This is a genomic window from Pseudomonas sp. FW300-N2F2 (genome assembly GCF_017351655.1).
Taxonomy (GTDB): Bacteria; Pseudomonadota; Gammaproteobacteria; order Pseudomonadales; family Pseudomonadaceae; genus Aquipseudomonas; species Aquipseudomonas fluorescens_AA.
The window spans coordinates 1,349,019-1,373,309 of sequence record NZ_JACNDQ010000001.1; the positions used below are offsets into that span (position 1 = coordinate 1,349,019).

Genomic DNA, 24,291 nt, shown 5'->3' on the forward strand with positions numbered 1-24,291 from the left:
ATAGGCGCCACAATCCGTTTGAATGCGCATGACGTGACTGCCAGACTGGCGTCTGACGAGGCGCAATCATACGTGCCGCCCGATCTGCGGAAAAGCGTCGGATCGGGCTTTTTCAATTGCCGAGGTAGGACGATGGAAAAGTTGGAAAAAACCCTTGAGGAATGGCGCGCCATGCTCGACCCGGAGCAGTACAACGTCTGTCGGTTGAAGGGCACCGAACGGCCATTCTCCGGTAAATACAACGCCACCAAGACCGACGGCGTATATCACTGCATCTGCTGCAACGAGCCGTTGTTCGATTCGCAGACCAAATTCGATTCGGGCTGTGGCTGGCCGAGTTTCTACGCGCCGATCGAAGGCAGCGCGGTGGTGGAGGTGCGGGACGTCAGCCACGGCATGATTCGCACCGAGGTGGTCTGCGCCAAATGCGATGCCCACCTGGGCCACGTCTTCCCCGACGGCCCGCCGCCCACGGGGTTGCGGTACTGCATCAACTCGGTGTGCCTGGATCTCGTGTCTCGTTAGGCACTTGTGGCGAGGGAGCTTGCTCCCTCGCCACATAAATGCCTCCACTATCATTGCGCGCGGGGATGATCTCTATAATTAAATTGCACACAATTTAATTGATCGCTATCTTCAGCATCCAACCTTTAACCGGAGCCTTGCCATGAGCGACAACCTGCTGAGTATCCCGTGCACCACCATCAAGGGTGAGCAAAAGACCCTCGCCGATTTCGCCGGCAAGGCCGTGCTGGTGGTCAACACGGCCAGCCAGTGCGGGTTCACCCCGCAATACAAGGGACTTGAGGCGTTGTGGCAGACCTACAAGGACCAGGGCCTGGTGGTGCTGGGCTTTCCCTGCAATCAGTTCGGCAAGCAGGAGCCGGGCAATGAAGGGGCGATCACCGAGTTCTGCGAGCTGAACTTCGGCGTGAGCTTTCCGCTGTTCAAGAAAATCGAAGTCAACGGCGCCAACGCCCATCCGCTGTTCGTCCAGCTTAAACAGCGTGCCCCCGGCGTGCTGGGGTCCAAAGGCATCAAATGGAATTTCACCAAGTTCCTGATCGGCAAGGACGGTCAGGTGGTCAAGCGGTTTGCCCCGACCACCAAGCCCCAGGACCTGACCGGCGAGATCGAAGCGCTGCTCAAATGAATGACCTGTCAGCCGATTCGCTGAAGCTCGACAGCCAGTTGTGCTTCAAGCTGTACGCCGCTTCACGTGCGGTGATCCGTGGCTACAAGCCGATGCTCGATCAGCTTGGCCTGACCTATCCGCAATACCTGGCCATGCTGGTGTTGTGGGAATGGCAGGACACGGCTCCGCCACAACCGACGGTCAAGGCCCTGGGTGAACGTTTGCTGTTGGATTCCGGCACACTGACGCCGCTGCTCAAGCGCCTGGAACAGTTGGACCTGGTCCAACGCCAGCGTTCGGCCCGGGACGAGCGGGAGGTCCACTTGAGCCTGTCGGCTGCGGGGCGGGCTTTGCGCGAACAGGTCGGCCCCCTCAAGGCCCGCCTGTTATGCGACAGCGGGGTCGATCTGGACCGCCTGGGCGCGTTGCGAGACGGTCTCGATCATCTGCTGGGCCAGATCAAAGCGCTGACGTAGTGGGCACCCACTGGTCCAGCACGGCTGCCAGCTCTTCGCGGCGGAACGGCTTGGACAGGTAGTCGTTCATGCCAGAGGCCCGGCAGCGCTCGCGTTCTTCGGGCATCGCGTTGGCCGTCAGCGCAACGATCGGCAGGTCCGACCAACGCCCGCTGCGGCGAATCTGCCGGCTGGCTTCGTAACCGTCCATCACCGGCATGTTGCAGTCCATCAACACCAGGTCGAACGCCCGCTGTTCCAGTTGATCCAGGGCTTCGACGCCGTGGGCCGCGACGGTGACCTCGCAGCCCAGTTTCACCAGCATGCCCTTGGCCACCAGTTGGTTGACCGGATTGTCCTCCACCAGCAGCACCCGTCCACGCTTGGATGGCGTCGGGGTTTCGATCTGTGCGTCGTTGATGGTGGTCGCCTCGCTTTGCATGGCGCGCCGCACAATCTGGTACAGCGCATGGCGTGCCAGCGGTCGGGCCTGCTGTATCAGCGGGGCAAGGGCGGCGGCCTCTTCGCCGGGCATGAAGCTGCCATAGGCGGTCACCAGCAGGATCGGTGCGTCAAAGGTCGGCCGCAGGTTGAACAGGCATTCCGGACAGTCGGTGATCAGCACGTCAGGCTTGAGCCCCAGCAGCCCGTCATCGATGGAGCGCTGCACATAATCCAGGCCCCACCCCGGCAACAACATGCCCAGCAACTCGGCCAGGCCGCTGCTGCTGGCGGTGATGGCGACGACGTTGCCACGCAACGGTTCGACCGGCGTTGCAGGGAGATGGCAGGGCAGGGGCAGGTCTGCGCAGAACTGACTGCCGAAGCCGGCTTCGGAGCTGATCGTCAATCGGCCCTGCATGGCTTCGCAGAGGTTGTAGGTCAGTGCCAGGCCCAACCCGGTGCCGCCAAACTGACGGGTAATCCCGGCGCCGGCCTGAGTAAACGGCTGCAGGATTCTCGCCTGGGCTTCCTGGGGAATGCCGATACCGGTGTCGCAGACTTCGATTCGCACGCCGCCTTCGTAATGGCTCAACTTCACATCGACCCGGCCGAAGCGTGTGAACTTCAGTGCGTTGGACAGCAGGTTGCTGACGATCTGGCGCACCCGGGTCGGGTCGCCGAGCACCTGCGCCGGGAACCGGGGATCGATCAGGCAGGCCAACTCGACACTGGGGGCCGCGTTCTGGGAAAGCAGGTTGGCGGTATCCTCCACCAGGGCGCCGAGGTCGAACGGGATGCGTTCGAGCTCCAGTTGCCCGGCGTCGAATTTCGACAGATCGAGGATGTCGTTGAGCAACTCGACCAAGACCTTGCCCGAGTCATGGGCGATCGAGAGCTGCTGCTGTTGCTCGGCCGTCAGGGGGCCGTCCAGGGACAGGGCGATCATGCCCAGCAGGCCGTTGAGCGGCGTGCGGATCTCGTGGCTCATGTTGGCGAGGAACACGGAGCGGGCTTCGGCCATATCCAGGGCCGTGCGCCGAGCCACCTCCAGCTCTTCGTTGGACTGGCTGAGGCGGGCGTTGATGGCCTTGAGTTCGGCGGTGCGTGCCGAGACGATGTTTTCCAGTTGCGCCAGGTACTCGGTGAGGCGATTTTCGGCGGTGCGCCGCTGTTGGATTTCCATGGAGATATTTTCGAACTGCTGGTTGGCGACGGACACCAGCACGCCGATTTCATCGGACTGGTGGCCGGAAGGGCATTCCAGGCGGTTCTGTTCGTTGCTGCTTGGGTCGCGGCTGCTCAATTCGCGGATGACCCGCACCAGGGGCTTGGTCAGCATCACGTAGAACAGTGCCAGCAGCAGGCCGGTCAGGATCAGGCTGCGGGCGAAGCCGTTGAGCAAAGTGACCTCGGCGCGGCGCAGGAAACGACTGCCGAACGCATAGGTGTCGACGTCCAGTCGCAGCATGCCCAGGGATTCGCCGGGCAAGTGGTCCAGGTAGAGCCGGTCCTCGAACTGGCGCTGGGCACCGAACAGGAAGTCGCTGATGAACCGGTAGCTGCTTTGCAGCTCGGGCCGCGTGACGCTGGTCAGCACGGTATTGTTGTTGTCGATCAGCTCGGCGCCGATGATGGCCGGTGAGCGCAACAGGCCCATGGCCAGTTCCTGGGCGAGTTCGGCGTCGATGTTGTAGGCGATGCGCGAGGCCGGGTTGTGGCTGATTTCCAGCAGCGACAGGATTTCACGGTTGATCGACGCGTCTTCGCTGGCATAATCGATGCCGATCTGCATCAGGCTGAGCAAGGTGCCCAACACGAAGCCCACCAGGACGGTCAGGCGGGCCTGCTTATAGGAAAGCCGTTGGGTGAATCTGATGTCCATTGAGTGATGAACCACTTACGTTTCCCTTCGCCGGTCAAGCATAGCTGATCATCTCTGAATACCGGTGCGGCCGGTGTGTATTGTGTGAAGTAGACCCGCCATTGGATAAGGCGTTTCGTTGTTGGAGCGCCATCATTACTGTGAACCTGTCCGAGGAAAAGACGTGGACTCGCGATTGAATGCTTTTCTTGAGCGTGCCGATGCCGTGCTGGCCCGGATCGAGCCTTTGCTGCCGGCGCCCCGGCCCGCCATCGATTGGACCCAGACCCTGGCCGCCCGCTGGCAGCGTGATGGCCGTAGTGGCTACCTGTTGCCGCTGCACGTCAGCCTCGACATGCGCCTGTCGGACCTGATCGGCGTGGATCGCCAGGTCGAACAGCTGGGTCGCAACACCCGGCAGTTCCTCGATGGCATGCCCGCCAACCATGCCTTGCTCTGGGGCTCGCGTGGCACCGGCAAGTCGTCCCTGGTGCGCGCCCTGTTGGCCGAACATGCCCCGCATGGCCTGCGGTTGATCGAGATCGAACGCGATCACCTGGCCGATCTGCCCCGGGTGGTCGAGCAGGTTGCGAAACTGCCGCAGCGCTTTGTGTTGTTCTGCGATGACTTGTCGTTCGAGTCCGGCGAAGGCGATTACCGCGTGCTCAAGAGTGTGTTGGATGGCTCCTTGGAGCAGGCGCCGGACAACGTGCTGCTGTATGCCACCTCCAACCGTCGCCACCTGGTGCCGGAAAAGGAGAGCGACAACGAGAATTGGAAACGGGTCGACGGCGAACTTCACCCCAGCGAAGCGGTGGAGGACAAGATCGCCTTGTCCGACCGCTTCGGCTTGTGGCTGTCGTTCTATCCGTTTACCCAAGAGCATTTCCTCAACGTCGTGGAGCACTGGATCGGTGAACTGGCGGCCAAGGCCGGGCTGGCCTGGCAGCGCGACGAAGCGCTGGATGTGCTGGCGGTGCGCTGGGCAACCGGTCGCGGCAACCGCAACGGACGTTGCGCTTATCAGTTTGCCCGTTATTGGGTAGGCCTGAAATTGTTGGAGCACAAGGCATGATCGATTTGAAGGGCACCGGTAATGGCCTCGATGGCTACGACTTGTTATCGGCACAGTTGGAATCCTTGCTGGCCGATGAGCGTGACTTCATCGCCAACGCCGCGCAGTTCTCGGCCTTCCTGTCCAGTCAGCTGGACGACCTGAACTGGGCCGGTTTCTACCTCAATCGCAACGAAGAGCTGGTCCTGGGACCGTTCCAGGGCCAGATCGCCTGTGTGCGGATTCCCTTTGGCCGTGGCGTGTGTGGCACGGCAGCAGCGACCCGGCAGACCCAGCGCGTCGAAGATGTCCATGCTTTCGCCGGACACATCGCCTGCGACAGCGCGTCGAACAGTGAACTGGTGGTGCCGCTGGTCAAGGACGGGCGCCTGATCGGCGTGCTTGACCTGGACAGTCCGAAACTGGCGCGTTTTACCGAGCATGATCAAGCTGGCATTGAAGCATTGGCTGCGATATTCCTGCGCCTGACGGATTGCTGATCATGCCTTCAGCCCGGCCTTGACCAACAGGCTGTCGGGGTCGACCTCATCGATCTGGCGCGGGGCGAGGAACTGCTCGGCGTAGCTCAGGTAGATCTTTTCTTCGATGAACAGCCAGAACAGCTCGGGATCGATATGGGCGTCACGGCACATGGTGGCCATGATGCCCAGGGCCTCGCTCAGCGTCTTGGCTTTCTTGTAGGGGCGGTCGGCCGCCGTCAGTGCTTCGAAAATGTCGGCGATCGCCATCATCCGTGCCGGCAGGCTCATCTCCTCGCGCTTGAGGCGCTTGGGGTAACCGCTGCCGTCCATTTTCTCGTGATGACCGCCGGCGATCTCCGCCACGTTGTTCAGGTGGCTAGGGAAGGGCAACTGACTGAGCATCAGGATCGTCTGCACCATGTGATGATTGATGACGTAGCGTTCCTCGCGCGTCAGCGTGCCTCGCGTGATGCTCAGGTTGTAGAGCTCGCCGCGGTTGTATTTCCAGGCCGGCACATCGAGCTGGAAGCCCCACGGGTTGTCCGCCGGGATCAGCTCGGCCGCGTGGCGCTCGAACAAGTGTTCGGGCTTGTCCGCCAACAGCGGCTCGGTGACCGGCAGTGTCGGCTTGGGCGTGCGGGCCTGGCGCCGGTTTTCTTCCCAGGAAACCCCCAGGCGATCATCGAGGGTCCGGCTCCACGGGCGTTGCGCGATGTGTTGCAGGCGTTGCAGATCGGCCTCGGCCATGGCTTCGGAGCCCAGGTTGCAGCGGGCGACGAAAGCAAAGTCGTCATCCAGTGCCGTCAATGTCGCATCACGCTGTCGTGCCAGGGATGACGACTCGCCGCCGTTTGCCACGGCCTGCCAGTAGTCGACCCAGGCGTCGCGCTTGAGTACTTCGAAACGGGTGCGTATCTCGTGGATCCGGTCGTTCAGGGTTTCCAGCTTGGTGGCTTTGTCGACGACATACTCGGGGGTGGTGACCTTGCCGCAATCGTGCAGCCAGGCGGCGATGTGCAGGGCTTCCCATTCATCCTCCGTGGGCCGGTAGGCGCTGAACGCCGGGGCCTGGCTGGCAGCGGCGGCCTGGGCGAGCATCAGCGTCAGGACCGGCACCCGCTGGCAATGGCCGCCGGTGTAGGGACTCTTGGCATCGATCGCGCCGGCCAGCAGTTGGATGAAGGCGTCCAGCAGTTGCTTTTGCTTGGCTTGCAGGCGCTGGCCCTCGATGCTCACGGTGGCGGCGCCGGACACGGCTTGCAGGAAGGCGATGCGGTCGGGCTGGAGTTTTTCCAGGTCGGCTTCGGTGCCGCTGTCGGTGATCAGCAACACCAATACGCCGACGGTTTCCTGGTGGCGATTGCGCAGGCGGATGCCGATCAGGTGGACCCGAGGCGAGTCCAGTGCCTGCAGGATGCCTTGCAGGTCGGCCGCCTGCTCGAAGCCCAGGGAGGTCACGAGATTGTCCGAGACGGCCAGTTGCTGGAGCCATTGCGGGCTGTCGCCCGCCTGTAGCTCATGACTGCGCAGCTTGAAGGCGTCGAGGTCCCTGGGGGTTCCATCGATCACCAGCCCATAAGGCTTGAGCCGGTTTTCGTCGTTCTCGCGCAGGTAGATCAGGCCGGCCTGGGCCTGGCCGATTTTCACGGTTTCGAACAACATCCGTTCCAGCAACGGGGCGAAGCGGGTTTCGGCGCGCAGGCTGGCGGTGATTTCAAAGAAGCTTGCCAGGGTCTCTTTCATGCGTGCCATCGAGACACTCAACTGATCGACCTCCAGCACCGGGGAGCGGCGGGACACCGGGTAGTTGAAGTCAAAGCTGCGAATGGCGTCGGCCTCCTGCACCAGTTCGCGCAAGGGCTTGACCAGGATCCTGGACGTCAGCCAGCCCAGGGGCAGGCACAGCAGCAGAGTGGCCAGGGTGATGAGCGCGCCTTGCCAACGCATGCGATAAGCATGGTCCAGCAGCTCGTCCTCAGGCACCAGCAACGCCAGTTCCAGGCCTTGGGGCCCGCCTTCCTGCATGTGGCTGCGCGACACGATCCACTGGCGTCCGGCCGCTTCCAGGCGGGTCGTGTCAGTGTTGTCGTCGAGGACGGCGGCGATGGCCGGGTTGAGGTCGCGGGCCTTGATCAGGCGCGCCGACTGGGCGTCGGCGAGCAGCCGGTCGCTGTCGGGATAACCCACCGCGTTGCCCTTGGGATCGAGCAACACGATCTCGGTGCCGGTGGTCACCTTGTGCTTGGCCAGGGTCTGGGACAGGGCCGCCAGGGTCAGGTCGGCGCCGATGACCGCCTGCTCGCCGCTGCGCCGGGCGAGGGTAGTGCCGACGTTATGCGTGGAGAAGAAAACGTAGGGCTCAGTGGTGATCTGCTCGGCGCTGCCGGCGGCGCTGCGAAACCAGCCACGGCTGCGCGGATCGTAGGTTTCGTCGGCCATGTCCCGGCGATCGATGAGCGTCAGGGTCTCGTCGTAGAACAGCGACTGGGAGTGGACCGGGCCTTGCTCGGTGGCCCGCTCCACGGTCCAGACTTGATAGGCCGCCTCGGCGGGGGCCCGCAGGGCGGTTTTCAGGGCCGGGGTGCGCAATGGCCGGACCATCAGGAAATTGCCGTGCTGATCGCCCAGGTACAACGACGCCAGGTTCGGGTTGTCCCGCAATGCCTGGCTGAAGGGCACGAGCAGGGCCAGGCGTTGCGCCATCTGCGGCGTACGTGTCGCCGGGTAGTCGGCCAGCAGGCTCAGCAGGTGGCGGATGGGTTCGTAGGTGTCATACAGGTCCAGGCGCACCTCCTGTTCAATGCGGTTGAACAGTTTTTCACTGCTGGACAGGATGATTTGCGTGGTTTGCCGGTAGTTGAAAATACCCAGCACCACCCCGGTCAACAAGAGAAGCAGGGTAAACATCACGCTGATGTGGACATGCAGGGGGAACCGGCGTTTGTCCGGACGCGGTGCGCTGGGCATTGCAATCACTCCAAGTGTCAGGGGGTGTTCTCGATGGGTGTTCCCGCGTGCAAGGGAAACCGATCGAGAACCCCCCAGGTACGCACTGCTGAGCGAATAGCATAGTAAACGCTGGATTATTTTGCCTTGGCGATCTCCGTTTCCAGAGCCCGCTCCAGTTCGCTCATGGCGCGGTCGAGGGCATCGATGCAGGCGCTGATTCGTTCAGGGGCCTGTGCCAGATGACACGCCTGCTCCAGCGCCTCGCACCGCTGGATCAGCGTGGTCGCCTGGACGATGCGGGCGACGCCTTTTATCTTGTGCGCCGTTTCGGTCAGCGCTTGGCGGTTTGCGCCCTGGGCGACGTCGAGCAACTCCTGGCGGTCCGCGCGGCAGCTGTTGAGTAACTCCGCCAGCAGGCGCCGGTTGGATGAAGGGTCGCCGCCGGTCAACGCCTGGAGACTGTGCACGCTGAAAGCCGTTGGGTGACCGACGGGTTTGACCGTCTTGATCCACTGGCTCAGGGCGCTCAGGCTGATCGGTTTGAACAGGCAGTCATCCATTCCCGCGTCCTGGCAGCGTTGTTTCTCCTCCGGTTGAGCATTGGCGGTGAACCCCAGGAGGGTGCAGGGCGGCCGTCGCTGTTCGGACTCATCGCGACGAATCGAGCGGGCCAGTTCGTAACCGCTCATGATGGGCATGTTGCAATCGGCAATGACCAGATCGAAATGGCCTTTGCGCCAGACCTCGAGCCCGTGGGCACCATCGTGGGCGACCTGGTAGTGATGGCCGAGGTATTCCAATTGCTGGGACATCAGCAGGCGGTTGGCGGGATGATCGTCCACGATCAGGACGTTCAAGTCAGCCTGGGCCGTTTCGATGACCGGTTCGAGCGGGATGCTCACCGGCGCCGTCGACAGGACGGTCAGTTGCAGGTGGACCTGGACCTGGGTGCCGACGCCGGGTTGGCTGCTCATGTGCAGGCTGCCGCCCATCATCCGGCACAGGTTGCGACTGATCACCAGCCCCAGCCCCGCGCCTTTGCGGGCCATTCGGCTGGTGTTATCGACCTGGGCAAACGGCTCGAACAAGCGTTGCAAATCTGCCGGGCCGATACCGATGCCGCTGTCGTTGACCTCCAGATGCATGTGCAGGACGTCGTCCCGCTCGGTTGGCGCTAGCCGGACCTTGACCACGACCTGGCCCTGCTCGGTAAATTTGAGGGCATTGCTGATCAGGTTCGACAACACCTGCTTGAATCGCAAGGGGTCTATCAACACGTCAGGGTTGCCCTCGGCCGCATCGAACCGCAGCGACAACGCCAGGTTCTTCTGCCGGGCCACGCCCTCGAAGACCCGTATGACCGATTGCAGCAGGGCCCTGAGATTGACGCGTTCGGGAGCCAGGCTCAGATGGCCGGATTCGATACGGGCGATGTCCAGGATATCGCCGATCAGTTCGAGCATGCCGGAGGCCGATTCGTAGGCGACTGCGATGGTCGAGCGGTCCACGTGGCCCTTGTCTGCGTGTTTCAGGGCCAGCTCGAGCATGCCGATCACCGCGTTCATCGGGGTGCGGATTTCATGGCTCATGGTGGCCAGGAACGTGCTTTTGGCGCGGTTCGCGTCATCGGCTCGTTGCTTGGATGCGCGCAGTTCCTCGAACAGCTGCCGTCGTTCACTGATGTCGATCCAGCCGCCGATGATGCCTTGCACTTGCGCGGCGGAGTTTCGGTAGGGAAGGATCCAGTGATAGATCGTCAGCTTCCGGTCGCCGATGTGCAGGGGACGGTCCACGATCAGCGCGGTGCCTTCGGCCATGACGCGCTGGTAGTCCGCCTGGTATTCCTGCGCTTCGAAGGCGTTGCTCATGGAACCTGGCATCAAGTCCTTGCCGATGACGTCTTCGCGCCTGGCGTTGAACGCTTCCAGGTAACTGTCGTTGCAGCTCTGCAGGATGCCGTTGCGATCCCTCACGTAGATAGGGTGGGGGGTGCCATTGAGCAGCGAATGCATGAATTCGAGTTGATCGTTGAGGGCCAGTTCCGCCCGTTGACGTTGCCTGATCTGGCGCTGCATGTAGGCATTCCATGTCAGGGAAAGCAGCAGCAACAGGCCGACGCCCGCGACGACCTGGAAGAACAGGCGGTTATAAGTGCGCCAGGTATGTTCCGAGGGCGAGACGTAACCGCGCCAGCGGTTGTTGATGATGCCCAGTTCGTCGGGGTCGATGCTGGTCAGGGCCTTGTCGAGGATGGCGTTCAACTCGCTGGCGTGTTTGGCCGTGGCCAGCGCGAACAGCGCCTGTTGGGTGCCCACCGTGCTGCTGATCTGCAACCTGTCCGGCCACGCCTGGGAGGAGATGAAGTAGTTGGCCATTACCTGCGAGTTCACGCTGCCGTCGACCTGGCCATGGGCGAGCATTTCCACGGCGCGCAAGGGGCCGTCCGTTTCGATGATCCGGATGCTCGGGTACTGGCTGCGTAGCCATTCAATGAGCGGGTTGCCCTTGGCGATCGCCAGGCTGGCGTGGCCGAACTGATCGAGCGTGGTGGGCGTGTCGGACGGCTTGCGGGTCAGCAGGACGAACGAGCTGTCGACGTAGGGGCGGCTGAATTTCAACTGGCGTTGCCGTTCACTGCTGGGCAACAGCGCGGCGATCATGTCGGCTTGATCGTTGAGGACCGCGGCAATCATTTCACTGTCGTTCTGGCGGCGCTGGATGTCCAGGCGCAGGCCGGTGCGCAGCCGGATCAGCTCCAGCAGGTCGGCGCTGATGCCGCGAAAATCGCCGTCCGGATCGAAGAAGGTGAAGGGGGCGGAGGTTTCGTTCACCACCACCCTGACCACCGGATGCCTGGCCAGCCAGCGTTGCTCGCGGTCGGTCAGTTGTACCCGGTGGTCCGTGAGGTACAGGTCGCTGCCTGCACTCCAGCGCTTGGCAATGGCCGTCTGTTCGGCGATGGGGACCTGGTTCAGCGTCGCGTTGATGACCTCCAGCAAGCGGGTATCGCCACGGCGTACGGCGAAACCGAAGCCATAGGATTCATGTTTGCCGAAGCTGGCCATGCGGATATTGCTCAAGTAACCCTTGCTGATCATGTAGTGGGTGGACAGGGTATCGCCGATAAATACATCGGCCTGGCCAAAGGCGACGGCATTGATGGCGTTCTGGTAGGACGGATAGGTGGTGATGATTGCCTTGGGGTAGAGTTTTTCGATTTCCCGCAGCGGCAGGTAGTGATAGACCATGCTCAGCCGCAAACCCTTGAGGTCTTCATTCAGGGATCGGCTTTCATTCGTTCGGGTGACGAGAACGGGTTGGTCCACTGCGTACGGCGTTGAAAGCGCAATGTCGGGGTCGCGGGCTTCGAAACCGTTGGCGGTGCCAAGCATGTCGATTTGCCCGTCCTTGAGCGCCGCCATGGCTGCCTCACGGGAGGCGAAGCGCAGGACTCTCATGGGCAAGCCGGTGGACTTGGCGAGGATGTCGGCATAGTCGGCGGTCAGGCCTTCGTAGTCACGTCCGCTGGCTGAGAGATCGAAGGGCGGGTAATCCGGTGCGGAAGTGCCCAGGACCAGTTCCTGCCGGTTTTTTAGCCCGGCGCGGTGAACATCATCGAGCTTGATCTCGGCCTGAGCCATGGACGAGCGCCCCAGCAGCGTGTATTGCCCGGGCGCATCCGGTGTCGCCGCGAGCACTCCTGTATATAACGCTGCGCTGATCAGCAGGAGACATTCGGTTATGCGTCTGAGCATCCTGTTTTCTCACACCAGCGCGTTGCGCTTCGCCATCTCAATCAGCTCGACCAAGGACTTGACCTTGAGTTTCTGCATCAGGCGTTTTTTATAAGTGCTGACGGTTTTATTGCTGAGAAACATCCCCTTGGCTATTTCCTTGTTGGTTCGGCCCTGGGCAAAAAGTTGCAGTACCATCAGTTCTCGATCATTGACGCTTTTGAAAAGGTCCAGCTCTATACTGCGTGGATCATCCGGGCGTACCGGGTTCAGCGCCTGGCTGGGGAAATAGTTATAGCCGGACAGTACCGCTTTGATCGCGCTGACAAGTTCGCTGAGGTCTTCCTGTTTGCAAACGTAACCGGAGGCACCGGATTGCATGCATCGGATACCGAAGAGCGTCGGTGACTGTGCCGTGAGCACCAGTGTCTTGAGCGGCGTGGTCATGGCGTTGAAGCGTGACAGAATTTCCAGCCCGTCAAGTTTGGGGATGCTGATGTCCAGGATAACCAGGTCTGGCATGCATTCGCGCACCATTTGCATCGCGTCGACGCCGTTGTCAGTTTCTCCTACGACCTTATAGCCCTCATGTTCCAGGAGCATGCGAACGGCGAGGCGGATGACCGGATGATCGTCGACAATGAAAACGGAGTTCATGAATAAATTACCCTGCGAACTTGAATAAAGCGCGCACCTTAGCCCACTTACAGCCAGGGCCGTACGAAGAGACGGGCATGCAACTTCAATTTCAGAAGTTTCCTACAAAAAAAGAGGCAAGATATTACGATGTAATCGGTTTTTTAGTAGGTGGATGACAATAAGAGGAGGAAGGTGTTGGCAGTGTGTGAAGGGATATTTCTTTGATTGTGTTGTTTGTGCAAACAAAGGAAACGTTCTAATCGAGGTTTGTGTAAGCCATACATTTATTTATCTACTTCAAACTCCTTGTGGATGGCACTACAAAAACCACATGCACCGCCAATCCCCTGTGGGGGTAAGGTGGCTGCACGATCCATATCCACCGCAATCCCTGTGGGAGCGAGCTTGCTCGCGATGGCGGTGGATCTGTGCGCATCGATGCTGGATGCGCCTGCGTCATCGCGAGCAAGCTCACTCCCACATTTTTTCGAGGTGCTGCAAAGGGTGCCTTTATTGGCGCGTGCGGCCTGTCATCTCCTGGGCCATTTCGCTGGCGTAGCTGTCGGTCATGCCGGCGATGAAGTCGATCATTCGCAGGAACGCGCCATGCAAAGGCCCATTGGGATCCGGCGCATTGTTCCCCAGCAGGTCGAGAATGCGGCGATTCTTGAACGAAGGCGTGCGGCCGCCGTGCTGTTCGAGGGCTGCGCCGCAAAAGCCGTTGAGCAGGATTTCCAGCGTGGTGTAGGCGCCGATTTCATGCAGGGTCTTGCGCTTGTCCTGAAAGATTTTCCGGCGCGCCATGTCCTTGGCATTCAACACGCAGCGTTTGGCCGGGCCGTGCATATGTTCCACCAGGTCCCCTGGCAGCGTGCCGGCAAGCAACGCTTCCTGCTGCTCGACAAACGCCCGGGCGGCGGCGTTGGTCAGGTGTTCGATGGCCTTGCCTCGCAGGATCGCCAGTTTGCGCCGCCGCGAGTCCAGTGGCCCCAGTTGCCGGTAGGTGTCCGGAAGATCGTCGCCCACCAGGTCCAGGAGCAGCGACTCCACCTGTGGGTATTCCAGAAGATCCATCTCCACGCCGTCCTCCAGGTCGATCAGCGCGTAGCAGATGTCATCGGCGGCCTCCATCAGGTACACCAGTGGATGCCGTGCCCACCGTTGATCCTCGATCTGTGGCAAACCGAGCTTGTGGGCAATCTGCTCCAGCAGTGGCAGTTCGCTCTGGTAACAACCGAACTTGTGCTTCTTGTAGCCCAGGGAATCGGCGTGGCGGGCGGTCCAGGGGTATTTCAGATACGTACCGAGGGTGGCATAGGTCAGCCGGGTGCCGCCGTCGAACTGATGGTATTCAAGCTGGGTGAGGACGCGAAAGCCTTGGGCGTTGCCTTCGAAATTGAGGAAGTCGTTGCGCTCGGCTTCGCTCATCGCATCAAGCCAACCCCGTCCGGCGGCCTGCTGGAACCAATAGCGAATGGCGTCCTCGCCGGAATGACCGAACGGCGGGTTGCCAATGTCGTGGGCCAGGCAAGCCGATTGCACCACCATGCCCAGGTCGCTGGGCTCGCACCAGTCGGGCAGGGCATTGCGGATGGTCTCTCCCACGCGCATGCCCAGGGAGCGCCCGACGCAACTGACTTCCAGGGAATGGGTCAGGCGCGTGTGGATGTGGTCGTTGCTGGAAACCGGATGTACTTGCGTCTTGCGCCCCAGGCGGCGGAAGGCACCGGAAAAGATGATGCGGTCGTGGTCCTTGTGGAAGGGACTACGGCCCAGTTCTTGCGGGCTGTGCAGCGGTTTTCCGAGACGTTCGCGAGTCAGCAGGGTATGCCAATCCAAGGCCGGTTGCTCCGTTCGATGATGTCGATGCCCTAGCTTCCCGGTTCGTGGGCCGCCCTGCAAGGCCTATGGGCCTGCCAAACCGGATACGTAACCCTGTGGCCCTCGCCACAGGGTGTCGGTCGTCAGGGTTTGCGCAGGTCCTTGGCCAGCTTGACCAACGGCAGCAATGTCGTTGCCAGGCGGATCAGGCCTGTCAAGCCACCGCCACCGCCATGGCGGGTCCGTTTGCCGGTGAGGAAGCCGAGCAGGGACACTGCCGCCACCCCCCACAGCGGCGCATGCTTGATACCGAAACCTTCGTGCCAGCTTTGCGTCAAGCCGCGCACCCGATGCAAGGGTTGCAGCAATTGGCGTGTCTCCTGACGGATTTCCTGGCGATGCATTTCCATGCGCAGGCGCACCAGTGCCTTGCGCATTTCCTGTCGTGTCCGGGCTTGAGGAATATCAGGCAGGCTCATGGCAGCAGGCGCTCCCGGTCATTGGCCAGTTCTTCGAGGGTGGCATTGAAAGGAGAGGACTCGTCGTAGATCGCTGCCTTGAGCCGCAGACCGCAGAACAGGGCCGCCAGCAGGTAGAACAGGCACAGGCCGATAATGCCCGACAGGCGATAGGTGTCCCATACCAGGATCAGCACCAGCGCCGAAAGCCCGACCAACAGCAGCAAGCCGAACACCAGCGCAAGGCCGGCGAACAGCAGGAGGCTGACGGTGCGTGCCTTCTGTTCCTGCAACTCCATGCCGAACAATTCGACGTGGCTGTGCAGCAAGCCAAGAAATGCCGCGCCCAGGCGGCGCGCTGTCGGTTGTGTGCCCGCTTCGGACGAGCCGGATTCGTCGATACCCATGATCAGCGCCGTGTCGCCAACAGACCAATCAGAAAACCAACGCCCGCGGCAATGCCTACCGATTGCCAAGGGTTGGCCTGTACGTATTCCTCGGTGGCGACTACAGCAGCCTGACCCCGTTCGCGCATGGAGTCTTCGGTCAGCTTGAGTGTTTCGCGGGCGCGCAGGAGGGTTTCGTGGATCTGACCGCGCAGCGCATCGGCCTGATCGCCTGCCAGCGTCGCGGTGTGATCGAGCAAGCGCTCCGTGTCGCTGACCAGCGTCTGAAAATCTTCCATCAGGATTTCTTGAGCAGTCTTTGCCTGGGTTCTGGCCATGGGTGAATCTCCGTAAGTGACGTCTGAAGCGTTCGAGTATGAGCCTTGCCGGAAGGTTCAGTGCAAGTGACTGGTACAACTTTTGCTCAGGCTTCTGCCATGTACTGGTGCGTCAGTCTGTTCCAGTGCGCTGAAGCTGGGCGAAAGCCCGTAAAACCTTAACCAAATAATCAAAACCCGCGAAGCACCTCGAAGCGGGACTTCGTTTTGCCCGATCTACGCACCAAAGCAGTTCAATGGCCTGTTTGTGGCCAATGAGTCGTTTCAACTTGGTGCGTCCGTGGGGCGAGCGAACCGGTTTGGTGCTTTTTTCAACTTTTTCAGGTCTGCCAACACCATGGAAAATATGCAAAGTGCCGTGGACAGTCTGGTCCACAGCTCCAATACGCTGTTCATCCTGCTCGGCGCAGTCATGGTCCTGGCCATGCATGCCGGCTTCGCGTTCCTTGAAGTGGGAACGGTCCGGCAGAAGAACCAGGTCAATGCGCTGTCGAAAATCCTCAGCGATTTTGCGGTCTCGACCCTGGCCTATTTCTTTGTCGGTTACTGGATTTCCTACGGCGTGACCTTCCTGCAGCCGGCGGCGGTACTCAGCACCGATCATGGCTACAGCCTGGTGAAGTTCTTCTTCCTGCTGACCTTTGCCGCCGCGATCCCGGCCATCATTTCCGGCGGTATAGCCGAGCGTGCACGGTTCGCGCCGCAGTTGTGCGCCACGGTGTTGATCGTGGCGTTTGTCTACCCGTTTTTCGAAGGCTTGGTCTGGAACGGCAATTTTGGCTTGCAGACTTGGCTGCAAGCTCGGTTCGGCGCCAGTTTCCATGACTTCGCCGGTTCCGTGGTGGTGCACGCCATGGGTGGCTGGCTGGCGTTGGCCGCAGTGCTTTTGCTCGGGCCGCGTAATGGCCGCTACCGGGATGGTCGCCTGGTGGCGTTCGCGCCTTCGAGCATTCCATTCCTGGCCTTGGGCTCGTGGATCCTGATTGTCGGCTGGTTCGGTTTCAACGTGATGAGTGCCCAGACCCTGCCTGGGGTGAGCGGGCTGGTGGCGGTCAATTCGTTGATGGCCATGGTGGGCGGTACCGTGGCGGCATTGATTGTCGGGCGCAATGACCCAGGCTTCCTGCACAACGGTCCGCTGGCCGGGTTGGTGGCGGTCTGTGCCGGTTCCGACCTGATGCACCCGGTGGGTGCGCTGGCCACCGGTGCCATTGCCGGTGCCTTGTTTGTCTGGTGCTTCACGGCGGCCCAAGGCAAGTGGAAGATCGACGACGTGCTCGGCGTCTGGCCGCTGCACGGGTTGTGCGGGGTCTGGGGTGGCATTGCCTGTGGCATCTTTGGCCAGGCTGCCCTGGGCGGCCTGGGTGGGGTCAGCCTGATCAGCCAGTTGATCGGCACGGCGCTGGGTGTTGTCGTCGCCCTGGCCGGTGGGTTCGCGGTCTATGGCGCGATCAAGGCCGTGCTGGGGCTGCGCCTGACCCAGGAAGAAGAGTATTACGGCGCCGACCTGTCGATTCACAAGATCGGCGCGGTCAGCCAGGACTGATCGTTGCACAGTATTTGTGATACAGGACACTAGGGCTCCTTGTCCTGGTTGCCAGGGTAAAAACCGTGGAGCAGGCGATAACGGTCGTGACGGACCTGATCCACATGATGCCGGACTTGTTGTTCGGGCAGGCCGAGCATGATCAGGGCGTGGGACGCCAGCATCAGGCTCGATTCCAACAGTTCCGGGACCACTTCGCTGGCCCCGGCGGCCTGCAACTCGGCCAATTGGCTGTCGTCTCGGGTGCGCACCAGGATCGGCACCTGTTGGTTGACCCGCCGGGCCGCCTTGAGCACGGTGATGGCGATGTCGGTCTTGTCCACCGCGATCACCAATAGCCTGGCGCGGCTCAAGCCAACGGCGGCGAGCAGGTCACCCCGTCGCGAATCGCCGTAATGCACGCAGTTTTCCCCGACGGTGGCTTCCTGGATGATCACCGGGTCGTCATCCAGGGCGACGAACGCCTGGCCTTCGCGGCGCAGAAAGCGCCCGATGGACTGGCCGACGCGCCCGTAGCCGCAAATCACCACGTGATCCGACAAGCCGGCATTGAGTGCGCTGATCTGGTCCAGTTGCGCCTCTTCGTTGGGTTTGCGATGCAGGCGCGCGGCGATGCGTGGTGCCGCACGCAGCAACAGCGGGGTCAGCAGCATCGAGCAGAATGTCGCGGCCAGCAGCAGGCCGCTGATGTCGGCGGGCATGAGACTGTTCTGTTGCATCAGCGCCATCAAGGCAAAACAGAATTCGCCGCCCTGGGCCAGGGCCAGGCCACTGCGCCAGGCGGTTTCCCCATCACTGCCGCGCCATTTCACCAGGGCGGCGACCACGCAGCCCTTGAGGAGCATCAAGCCGAGGGTCAATCCCAGGATCAAAAGGCCGTCATCGCGGAACAGTTGCAGATCGATCAGCATGCCGATGCTGACGAAAAACAGCCCCAGCAGGATGTCGCGGAACGGGCGTATGTCGGCTTCGATCTGATGCCGGTAGTGGCTTTCCCCCAGCAACATGCCCGCCAGGAAAGCCCCCAGGGCCGGCGACAAGCCGAGCAAGTGGGTCAGCCATGCCGTCAGCAGCACGATCACCAGGGCCAGCAGCACGAACAGTTCTGCGGACCGGGACGCCGCCACCTCATGGAACAGCCGGGGCAACAGCAGCCGGCTGGCCAGCAGCAGGCCACCGAACAACACCAGGGTCTTGCCCAGGGTCAGCGGTAGCGCCCAGTACCACGGGTGCTCGCTGCTGCCGGCGAAGACCGGCACCAGGGTCAACAGCAGCACCGCGACGACGTCCTGGAACAACAACACGCCAATGGCGTTCTGGCCGTGGCTGCTGAAGATCTCGCCCAGGCTGGTCAACTCCTTGCTGACAATGGCGGTGGAGGACAAGGCCAGCCCCGCACCGAGCAGCAGCGCGGCGATCACCGGCGCGCCGCACACGGCCAGCAATCCCGCCAGCAGCGCCCCCGAACACAACACCTGCAGGCTGCCGAGGCCGAACACGACCCGACGCAGTTCGAGCATTTTCGACAGGGAAAACTCCAGCCCCAACGAGAACAACAGGAACACCACCCCGAGCTCGGCCAGGTCTGGCAGTTCTTCGCTGTCGTTGACCCAGTCCAGCGCGGTAGGCCCGACCGCCAGCCCGACACAGAGATAACCCAGTACGGGCGGCAGGCGCAGCCGCCTGAAGAGGGCGATGACCACCAGGGACGAGGCAAGGATGATCAGCAGGTTGGCAAACAAGGGGAACTCCGTTTCAAGGCTACAACGCACAGCGTAGAGGGGAAAACGTGACCAGCGTCGCTGGAAAAGCATTTATGTTCAGTGATTTGCATCAGCGTTTTACCGAAACACCCGGAAGCGAGCCAGCGACTCGACGGTTTTCCGAGGCGGGCCTAGAATGACCGTCTATCTTTTTGGGGTCTACCCGCCATGCTTCCTGAATGCCAGTTGTTCGGCACCCTGGGGTGTCATCTTTGTGAGGTCGCCGAAGCTGAACTGATACCTTTCGTCGAACATGGATTGTTGGTGGAACTGGTGGACATTTCGGAACGTCAAGCCTGGGTGGACGATTATGGCCTGCGTATCCCCGTGCTGCGCAGGCTGGATACCGGTGCCGAACTGGACTGGCCCTTCGAGGCTGAACAGATCGTGACCTTCCTCCGTTGAACGGTTCGTCCTTCGGTTCCCAAGACAGCGGTTGGCGAAAGTAGCGAGCTTCGGTTACTGTATGTTCATACAGTTATCTGGAGTGCACCCCCTTGGTCAATGTCGAACAACTGAAAAGCAGCGTAAACAGGATGTCCGCGGACGTTGTGCGTGAGGCGGTCCTGGAGCTACGCCTGGATGGCTTGGTGACCGAAGGCAAGACGCCTTTCAATAAACTGCATTTCAACACCTGTTTCGCCGAGATCGAAGCGTTGTTCCAGCGTGCCGGCTATCACAAACAGTTGGATGTGGTGGGTTACCAGGGTTTGCTGTACGCGCTGTACGATCCAGGCCGCTGGGAGGCGGTGGAAGTGCTGCGCTGGTTGAAGGAGTTCACCGAAGCGGCGGCAAAATCGACGTCAGTCACGGCGTAAAGCAATCATCGCTGGGCTGACCGGTGCGACTGTCGGATAATGGCGCCCTGCAAAAACGCCTGAGAGTTTTCAATGTCCGGTTCATCGTTTTCCGCCGCTCATCATCAGGCCAGTACGCTGTATTTGCCGCCCGGGTCCTGGCCGACGGTGCTGGAGTGCCTGTGCGAGCATTTCAGCGCCATCAGTCGCGAGCAGTGGCTGGACCGGATCGCCCGGGGCAAGGTATTGGACGGGGAGGGCAAGGCCATCCATGTCGACTTGCCGTACCGCGAAGGCCTGCGCATCCACTACTTCCGTGAAGTACCCGACGAGAAGCCGATCCCGGTGGTGGAATCGATCCTGTACGCCGACGAGCATCTGGTGGTGGCAGACAAACCGCATTTTCTGCCTGTCACTCCGGCGGGCGAATACGTCGAGCAAACCTTGTTGCGGCGGCTGATCCGGCGGCTGGACAACCCGCATCTGGTGCCCCTGCATCGCATCGACCGGCACACGGCCGGGCTGGTGTTGTTTTCCGCCAATCCGCACACCCGTTCGGCGTATCAGTCGTTATTCCCGACGCGGCAGATCGAGAAGCGCTACCAGGCCATTGCCCGCGCGTTGCCTGGGTTGACCTTTCCCCGGGTGCATAGAAGCCGGATGATCGATGGTGAACCGTTCTTTCGGATGCAGGAAGGCCCTGGCGAGCCCAATACCGAAACGGCCATCGAAGTCCTGGAAAGACACGGTGACCTGTGGCGCTACGGGTTGTCTCCGGTCACGGGCAAGAAACACCAGTTGCGGGTGCATATGAATGCCCTGGGAGCGGGCATCTGCAACGATCCGTTTTACCCTGACGTGCTTCGGGACGCCGAGGACGACTACGCCAACCCGCTCAAGCTACTGGCACACGGGCTGCGTTTCATCGACCCGGTCACTGGCCAGGAGCGTGTATTCCAGAGCGAGATTACATTGCAGTGGTAGTGCCCATGGTTTTCGACCAGGCATAAAAAAGCCCGCAAATGCTGCGGGCTTTTCGTATCTGGCGGTAGCGTTGAAGATTAGAGGTCTTTAACGGTACGAACCTGATCCTTGTTCACGCGAGTCTGTTTGCCATCCAGTTGCTCGAATTCGTAGAAGCCGCTTTCTTCATCGTAATGAGGGGTATCGACGGCCTGGATTTCGCGACCGTCATTCAAGGTGATCACTGTTGGCGAAGCGCACCCGGCAAGGGTGGCGAGGCCCAGAGCGAGCATGAACGTGGCGAGGGTCCGTTGTATCATGGTGTTTCTCCGAATGGATTCTTCAAGTTACTGACCTTCAGACGTATACATTGCGCGCAAGTTCCTGGCTAGTGTCAATCTGACACGCCTTTATGTCGGGCCAGTAACTCCGGGGTGTTCAGATTGGCCAGCCGCGGATCGTCGGCAGGGCATTGCAAGGCAACGGCGTGCAGCGCGCGCATAACCCGACCGGGGCTGCGCTCGCCTTCGCTCCAGGCTTTTTCGAAGCTCGCTGCCAGGGCCAACGGGATGACACACAGCAGCGGTTCCCAATGCTCGCCGTGCCGCACCATCAATGGCTGATCGGGGTGCTGGCTGGCCGTCCTGCGCATGTTGTCGAGCAGGCTAGCGTCGACCTGCGGCACGTCGCACGGCAGCACCAGCAAATACGGATGCCTCGCAGCCTTGAGACCTGCCCGGATGCCCGCCAGTGGCCCGGGAAAGTCACCTTCCTCGTCATGCACCAACTGATCGGCATACGGTGCATAACGTTGCGCATTACGGTTGCAGGAAATGATCAGGTCATCGCTCATGGCGCGAGTCTGGCGATGGATATGGGCAATCAGCGGTTCGCCTTGCCAGTGCACCAAGCCTTTGTCCTGACCGCCCATGCGTTGCCCGCGGCCACCCGCCAAGAGCAGAATGGAGCAGGATGGCAGCGGCGTAATCGAGGTCATGGCGTGTCTCCGCACGGGCGAAAAAATGAAGCGCTGTGATATAACACCGGGCTGTTTCCTCCACAACTGGACGAGCCTATGAAAGCCAAGGCTGATGTACCTTTCGTGCCGCTCAATATCGCGGTGCTGACAGTCAGTGACACCCGTACCCTGGAAACCGATACGTCCGGGCAGGTCTTCGTCGATCGGCTCACGGCGGCCGGCCACAACCTGGCGGCGCGGGTCCTGCTCAAAGATGATTTGTACAAGATCCGGGCGCAAGTCGCGACCTGGATTGCCGAAGACGTGGTGCAAGTGGTGCTGATCACCGGCGGCACCGGCTTCACGGGGCGTGATAGCACGCCGGAAGCCGTCACGTGTCTGCTGGACAAGCAGGTCGATGGGTTTGGCGAGTTGTTCCGGCAAATATCAGTGGCCGACATCGGTACTTCCACTGTGCAGTCCCGCGCGCTGGCGGGCCTGGCCAATGGCACGCTGGTATGTTGCCTGCCGGGGTCGACCAACGCGGTGCGTACCGGATGGGATGGGATCCTGGCTGAACAATTGGATGTGCGGCATCGTCCGTGCAACTTCGTGGCCCATTTGAAACAGGCAGCCCCTTGTGAATCCCGTGGGTAAACCGGGCAAGGCCGGCGCCTTGATGGCCGTTGAGGTGGCGTTGGAGCGGCTGCTCGAGATGGCGGCGGCCACACCGATCGTTCAGCGCGAACATTTGCCTTTGGCCGCGGCGTCAGGGCGAGTGCTCGCCGAGGATCTGGTCTCGACCCTTGATTTGCCGCCATGGCCCAACAGCGCCATGGATGGCTATGCCTTGCGGCTGGCGGACTGGAACGGCGAGCCGTTGGTGGTCAGCCAGCGGATTTTCGCCGGCCAGGCTCCGGAGCCGTTGGCCGTTGGTACCTGCGCGCGGATCTTCACGGGGGCGCCAGTCCCTGCCGGAGCCGATTGCGTCGAGATGCAGGAAAACGCCGTGGTTGAAAGCGACCAGCGGGTGCGGTTTACCGAGCCCATGGTGAGTGGACAGAACATTCGTCCCCAGGGACAGGAGACCACCGTTGGCGAGCAAGTCCTTTCTGCCGGGACTCGCCTGGGGCCGATCGAGCTGGGCTTGGCGGCATCCTTGGGCCGTGCATCGCTGGACGTGGTGCGCAAGGCCCGCGTCGCCGTCCTGTCCACGGGCGATGAACTGGTCGAGCCCGGTCAGGCGTTGGGTCCTGGCCAGATCTACAACAGCAACCGCGTGCTGTTGTGTGGATGGTTGCAACGCATGGGCTGTGAAGTGGTTGACGCGGGTATCCTGCCCGACGACTTGTCGGCCACCCGCGAGCGCCTGGCACAGTTGTCGGATGTCGATCTGATCCTGTCCACCGGGGGGGTATCGGTGGGAGAGGCGGACTTCCTGGGTATCGCCTTGCGCGAGGACGGCGAGCTGGCGCTGTGGAAGCTCGCCATCAAACCGGGTAAGCCGCTGACGTTCGGGCATTACCGTGGCGTGCCGGTCATAGGCCTGCCTGGAAACCCCGCTTCGACCCTCGTGACGTTTGCCCTGCTGGCAAGGCCTTACCTATTGAGACGCCAAGGCGTTCAGTCGGTGGCGCCGCTCAAGTTCAAGGTGCCGGCCGGTTTCGCCTGGCCAAAGGCGGGCGGTCGCCGAGAGTACCTGCGAGGCCGTATGGAGAATGGTCGAGCGATCATCTACCGAAATCAGAGCTCGGGTGTCCTGCGCAGCGCGGCCTGGGCCGACGGGTTGGTCGAGGTGCTCGAAGGGCAGACGCTGGTGGAGGGCGACGAAGTGGGCTTCATTCCCTTGAGCGAAGTCCTGGGCTAGCACCTGGCAGGTGTTCTCCGGCCCGGGTTGGACGCCCGGGCCTTTGCGCGCCTCACCTTATCGCGTGAGCAGCGTCACCAACTGATCGAATCGATTGTTGGCAATCCAGCCCAGCAAACCGAGCACCACCGCCGCGGCGCCAGCCGAATAGGCCAGCCTGTGGCGGATCACCTTGACGTCGGTGCGTATTTCATCCATGTCTTTGCGGATGTATTTGAGGTGGGTTTCCAGTTCAACGACGCGCGGTTCCAAATCAATTCCTCCAACGGGATTACTGCAACTTTTGCATTCGTTTCGAGTATCGGCCTGCCCGCTTCCAAAGGACGCGAGCTGCCGGGGCGACAGCTTGTATTCACGGTTATGCATGGGACGGTCCATCCCCTTGGCCATAACTGTTCGAGCGACTGATCCGGCCCCTGCGGGCCGTGACGTATCCATCCATGGGAGAATGCTTCCTTGTGTGATGAGGGTTTAAGCGATCCAGCAAAACATGAAGCCAAGGTGTCTCAATACCGCTAGAGGGTCAATTGAGCTGATTCGCCAGATCTTGTAAGAAAACTCTTCGAATCAGGGCGTGTCGATCGGACCAGTCGTCCTGCTCGTTTAATAAATTGAGACGCGCCGGGCTTTTTCGCGCCAAT

Annotated in this window: 23 protein-coding genes; 11 read left to right on the top strand and 12 right to left on the bottom strand. The window is 61.3% G+C overall.

Going from position 1 to position 24,291, the window contains the following annotated elements; all coding sequences use genetic code 11:
• The first annotated feature begins 132 nt into the window (after positions 1 to 132).
• The 3 genes from msrB to J4E63_RS06190 all read left to right on the top strand — a co-directional run bounded on the left by msrB (position 133) and on the right by J4E63_RS06190 (position 1,611).
• Entirely contained in the window at positions 133 to 525 is a 393-nt protein-coding gene (gene msrB, locus J4E63_RS06180; RefSeq protein ID WP_207281381.1) for a peptide-methionine (R)-S-oxide reductase MsrB, read from the top strand.
• 142 nt (positions 526 to 667) lie between these two features.
• Positions 668 to 1,153, top strand: coding sequence for a glutathione peroxidase (locus J4E63_RS06185; protein ID WP_003199416.1), 486 nt, complete (start codon positions 668 to 670; stop codon positions 1,151 to 1,153).
• A complete protein-coding gene (locus J4E63_RS06190; RefSeq protein WP_072408019.1) occupies positions 1,150 to 1,611 on the top strand; it encodes a MarR family winged helix-turn-helix transcriptional regulator in 462 nt (153 codons plus the stop codon). Before J4E63_RS06185 ends, J4E63_RS06190 begins: the two co-directional genes overlap by 4 nt.
• Here J4E63_RS06190 and J4E63_RS06195 read toward each other — a convergent pair.
• Positions 1,595 to 3,916, bottom strand: a complete 2,322-nt coding sequence (locus tag J4E63_RS06195) for a response regulator (protein ID WP_207281382.1) — start codon at positions 3,914 to 3,916, stop codon at positions 1,595 to 1,597. The two genes, J4E63_RS06190 and J4E63_RS06195, sit on opposite strands and share 17 nt — an antisense overlap.
• 163 nt (positions 3,917 to 4,079) lie before the next feature.
• On the opposite strand from J4E63_RS06195, the gene J4E63_RS06200 reads away from it, so the two are divergent.
• On the top strand, positions 4,080 to 4,970 hold the full coding sequence (locus J4E63_RS06200; RefSeq protein ID WP_207281383.1) for an ATP-binding protein: 891 nt from the start codon (positions 4,080 to 4,082) through the stop codon (positions 4,968 to 4,970).
• Positions 4,967 to 5,449: a GAF domain-containing protein gene (locus J4E63_RS06205; protein ID WP_207281384.1), complete on the top strand. Its 483-nt coding sequence runs from the start codon at positions 4,967 to 4,969 to the stop codon at positions 5,447 to 5,449. The genes J4E63_RS06200 and J4E63_RS06205 overlap by 4 nt, the downstream gene beginning before the upstream one ends.
• On the opposite strand, the gene J4E63_RS06210 is transcribed toward J4E63_RS06205, so the two are convergent.
• From J4E63_RS06210 to J4E63_RS06240, 7 genes are all read right to left on the bottom strand, one after another.
• Positions 5,450 to 8,398, bottom strand: a complete 2,949-nt coding sequence (locus tag J4E63_RS06210) for an HD domain-containing phosphohydrolase (RefSeq protein ID WP_207281385.1) — start codon at positions 8,396 to 8,398, stop codon at positions 5,450 to 5,452. It abuts the gene before it with no gap.
• A 116-nt stretch (positions 8,399 to 8,514) separates the two neighbouring features.
• Complete coding sequence (locus tag J4E63_RS06215) at positions 8,515 to 12,135, bottom strand: transporter substrate-binding domain-containing protein (protein ID WP_207281386.1); 3,621 nt, start codon at positions 12,133 to 12,135, stop codon at positions 8,515 to 8,517.
• Between the two features lie 9 nt (positions 12,136 to 12,144).
• Positions 12,145 to 12,771, bottom strand: a complete 627-nt coding sequence (locus tag J4E63_RS06220) for a response regulator transcription factor (protein WP_014337291.1) — start codon at positions 12,769 to 12,771, stop codon at positions 12,145 to 12,147.
• A 492-nt stretch (positions 12,772 to 13,263) separates the two neighbouring features.
• Entirely contained in the window at positions 13,264 to 14,592 is a 1,329-nt protein-coding gene (locus J4E63_RS06225) for a deoxyguanosinetriphosphate triphosphohydrolase (protein WP_053183171.1), read from the bottom strand.
• Positions 14,593 to 14,717: 125 nt separating this feature from the next.
• The gene (locus J4E63_RS06230; protein ID WP_060738528.1) at positions 14,718 to 15,053 is read right to left on the bottom strand and encodes a hypothetical protein; all 336 of its coding nucleotides are present in this window, start codon (positions 15,051 to 15,053) and stop codon (positions 14,718 to 14,720) included.
• Complete coding sequence (locus J4E63_RS06235) at positions 15,050 to 15,439, bottom strand: phage holin family protein (RefSeq protein ID WP_060738527.1); 390 nt, start codon at positions 15,437 to 15,439, stop codon at positions 15,050 to 15,052. The genes J4E63_RS06230 and J4E63_RS06235 overlap by 4 nt, the downstream gene beginning before the upstream one ends.
• Positions 15,440 to 15,441: 2 nt before the next feature.
• Complete coding sequence (locus J4E63_RS06240) at positions 15,442 to 15,756, bottom strand: YqjD family protein (protein WP_060738526.1); 315 nt, start codon at positions 15,754 to 15,756, stop codon at positions 15,442 to 15,444.
• A 337-nt stretch (positions 15,757 to 16,093) separates the two neighbouring features.
• Between J4E63_RS06240 and J4E63_RS06245 the strand changes: the two genes are divergently transcribed.
• The gene (locus tag J4E63_RS06245) at positions 16,094 to 17,302 is read left to right on the top strand and encodes an ammonium transporter (RefSeq protein WP_207281387.1); all 1,209 of its coding nucleotides are present in this window, start codon (positions 16,094 to 16,096) and stop codon (positions 17,300 to 17,302) included.
• A 29-nt stretch (positions 17,303 to 17,331) separates the two neighbouring features.
• Here the strand turns inward: J4E63_RS06245 and J4E63_RS06250 are convergent, their stop codons facing one another.
• Complete coding sequence (locus J4E63_RS06250; RefSeq protein WP_207281388.1) at positions 17,332 to 19,044, bottom strand: monovalent cation:proton antiporter-2 (CPA2) family protein; 1,713 nt, start codon at positions 19,042 to 19,044, stop codon at positions 17,332 to 17,334.
• A gap of 189 nt (positions 19,045 to 19,233) precedes the next feature.
• Between J4E63_RS06250 and J4E63_RS06255 the strand changes: the two genes are divergently transcribed.
• The 3 genes from J4E63_RS06255 (at position 19,234) to J4E63_RS06265 (ending at position 20,846) form a co-directional block, all read left to right on the top strand.
• Entirely contained in the window at positions 19,234 to 19,470 is a 237-nt protein-coding gene (locus J4E63_RS06255; RefSeq protein ID WP_060738523.1) for a glutaredoxin family protein, read from the top strand.
• A gap of 92 nt (positions 19,471 to 19,562) precedes the next feature.
• A complete protein-coding gene (locus J4E63_RS06260; protein WP_003199451.1) occupies positions 19,563 to 19,883 on the top strand; it encodes a hypothetical protein in 321 nt (106 codons plus the stop codon).
• A gap of 72 nt (positions 19,884 to 19,955) precedes the next feature.
• Complete coding sequence (locus tag J4E63_RS06265) at positions 19,956 to 20,846, top strand: pseudouridine synthase (RefSeq protein WP_207281389.1); 891 nt, start codon at positions 19,956 to 19,958, stop codon at positions 20,844 to 20,846.
• A 77-nt stretch (positions 20,847 to 20,923) separates the two neighbouring features.
• Here J4E63_RS06265 and J4E63_RS06270 read toward each other — a convergent pair whose 3' ends face one another.
• Together J4E63_RS06270 and mobA are read right to left on the bottom strand one after the other, a co-directional pair.
• Positions 20,924 to 21,145 carry a YgdI/YgdR family lipoprotein gene (locus J4E63_RS06270; protein WP_092197592.1) on the bottom strand — a complete coding sequence of 74 codons (222 nt, stop codon included), beginning with the start codon at positions 21,143 to 21,145 and terminating at the stop codon, positions 20,924 to 20,926.
• Positions 21,146 to 21,219: 74 nt separating this feature from the next.
• Positions 21,220 to 21,822 (bottom strand): molybdenum cofactor guanylyltransferase MobA, encoded by a 603-nt coding sequence (gene mobA, locus J4E63_RS06275; RefSeq protein WP_207281390.1) that lies wholly within the window; start codon positions 21,820 to 21,822, stop codon positions 21,220 to 21,222.
• 78 nt (positions 21,823 to 21,900) lie between these two features.
• Here mobA and moaB point away from each other — a divergent pair, with 78 nt between their 5' ends.
• Together moaB and glp are read left to right on the top strand one after the other, a co-directional pair.
• Complete coding sequence (gene moaB / locus J4E63_RS06280) at positions 21,901 to 22,440, top strand: molybdenum cofactor biosynthesis protein B (protein ID WP_053120541.1); 540 nt, start codon at positions 21,901 to 21,903, stop codon at positions 22,438 to 22,440.
• Between the two features lie 22 nt (positions 22,441 to 22,462).
• On the top strand, positions 22,463 to 23,650 hold the full coding sequence (glp, locus tag J4E63_RS06285) for a gephyrin-like molybdotransferase Glp (protein ID WP_207282454.1): 1,188 nt from the start codon (positions 22,463 to 22,465) through the stop codon (positions 23,648 to 23,650).
• A 57-nt stretch (positions 23,651 to 23,707) separates the two neighbouring features.
• Here glp and J4E63_RS30770 read toward each other — a convergent pair whose 3' ends face one another.
• Positions 23,708 to 24,016, bottom strand: a complete 309-nt coding sequence (locus tag J4E63_RS30770; protein WP_259333577.1) for a hypothetical protein — start codon at positions 24,014 to 24,016, stop codon at positions 23,708 to 23,710.
• Positions 24,017 to 24,291: the final 275 nt, after the last annotated feature.

Bases quoted from the DNA above. Each gene is read 5' to 3' on its own strand.
- msrB (WP_207281381.1), top strand. From the start codon at position 133: ATGGAAAAGTTGGAAAAAACCCTTGAGGAATGGCGCGCCATGCTCGAC.
- J4E63_RS06185 (WP_003199416.1), top strand. From the start codon at position 668: ATGAGCGACAACCTGCTGAGTATCCCGTGCACCACCATCAAGGGTGAG.
- J4E63_RS06190 (WP_072408019.1), top strand. From the start codon at position 1,150: ATGAATGACCTGTCAGCCGATTCGCTGAAGCTCGACAGCCAGTTGTGC.
- J4E63_RS06195 (WP_207281382.1), bottom strand. From the start codon at position 3,916: ATGGACATCAGATTCACCCAACGGCTTTCCTATAAGCAGGCCCGCCTG.
- J4E63_RS06205 (WP_207281384.1), top strand. From the start codon at position 4,967: ATGATCGATTTGAAGGGCACCGGTAATGGCCTCGATGGCTACGACTTG.
- J4E63_RS06210 (WP_207281385.1), bottom strand. From the start codon at position 8,398: ATGCCCAGCGCACCGCGTCCGGACAAACGCCGGTTCCCCCTGCATGTC.
- J4E63_RS06215 (WP_207281386.1), bottom strand. From the start codon at position 12,135: ATGCTCAGACGCATAACCGAATGTCTCCTGCTGATCAGCGCAGCGTTA.
- J4E63_RS06220 (WP_014337291.1), bottom strand. From the start codon at position 12,771: ATGAACTCCGTTTTCATTGTCGACGATCATCCGGTCATCCGCCTCGCC.
- J4E63_RS06230 (WP_060738528.1), bottom strand. From the start codon at position 15,053: ATGAGCCTGCCTGATATTCCTCAAGCCCGGACACGACAGGAAATGCGC.
- J4E63_RS06235 (WP_060738527.1), bottom strand. From the start codon at position 15,439: ATGGGTATCGACGAATCCGGCTCGTCCGAAGCGGGCACACAACCGACA.
- J4E63_RS06240 (WP_060738526.1), bottom strand. From the start codon at position 15,756: ATGGCCAGAACCCAGGCAAAGACTGCTCAAGAAATCCTGATGGAAGAT.
- J4E63_RS06245 (WP_207281387.1), top strand. From the start codon at position 16,094: ATGGAAAATATGCAAAGTGCCGTGGACAGTCTGGTCCACAGCTCCAAT.
- J4E63_RS06255 (WP_060738523.1), top strand. From the start codon at position 19,234: ATGCTTCCTGAATGCCAGTTGTTCGGCACCCTGGGGTGTCATCTTTGT.
- J4E63_RS06265 (WP_207281389.1), top strand. From the start codon at position 19,956: ATGTCCGGTTCATCGTTTTCCGCCGCTCATCATCAGGCCAGTACGCTG.
- J4E63_RS06270 (WP_092197592.1), bottom strand. From the start codon at position 21,145: ATGATACAACGGACCCTCGCCACGTTCATGCTCGCTCTGGGCCTCGCC.
- mobA (WP_207281390.1), bottom strand. From the start codon at position 21,822: ATGACCTCGATTACGCCGCTGCCATCCTGCTCCATTCTGCTCTTGGCG.
- moaB (WP_053120541.1), top strand. From the start codon at position 21,901: ATGAAAGCCAAGGCTGATGTACCTTTCGTGCCGCTCAATATCGCGGTG.
- glp (WP_207282454.1), top strand. From the start codon at position 22,463: ATGGCCGTTGAGGTGGCGTTGGAGCGGCTGCTCGAGATGGCGGCGGCC.
- J4E63_RS30770 (WP_259333577.1), bottom strand. From the start codon at position 24,016: ATGCATAACCGTGAATACAAGCTGTCGCCCCGGCAGCTCGCGTCCTTT.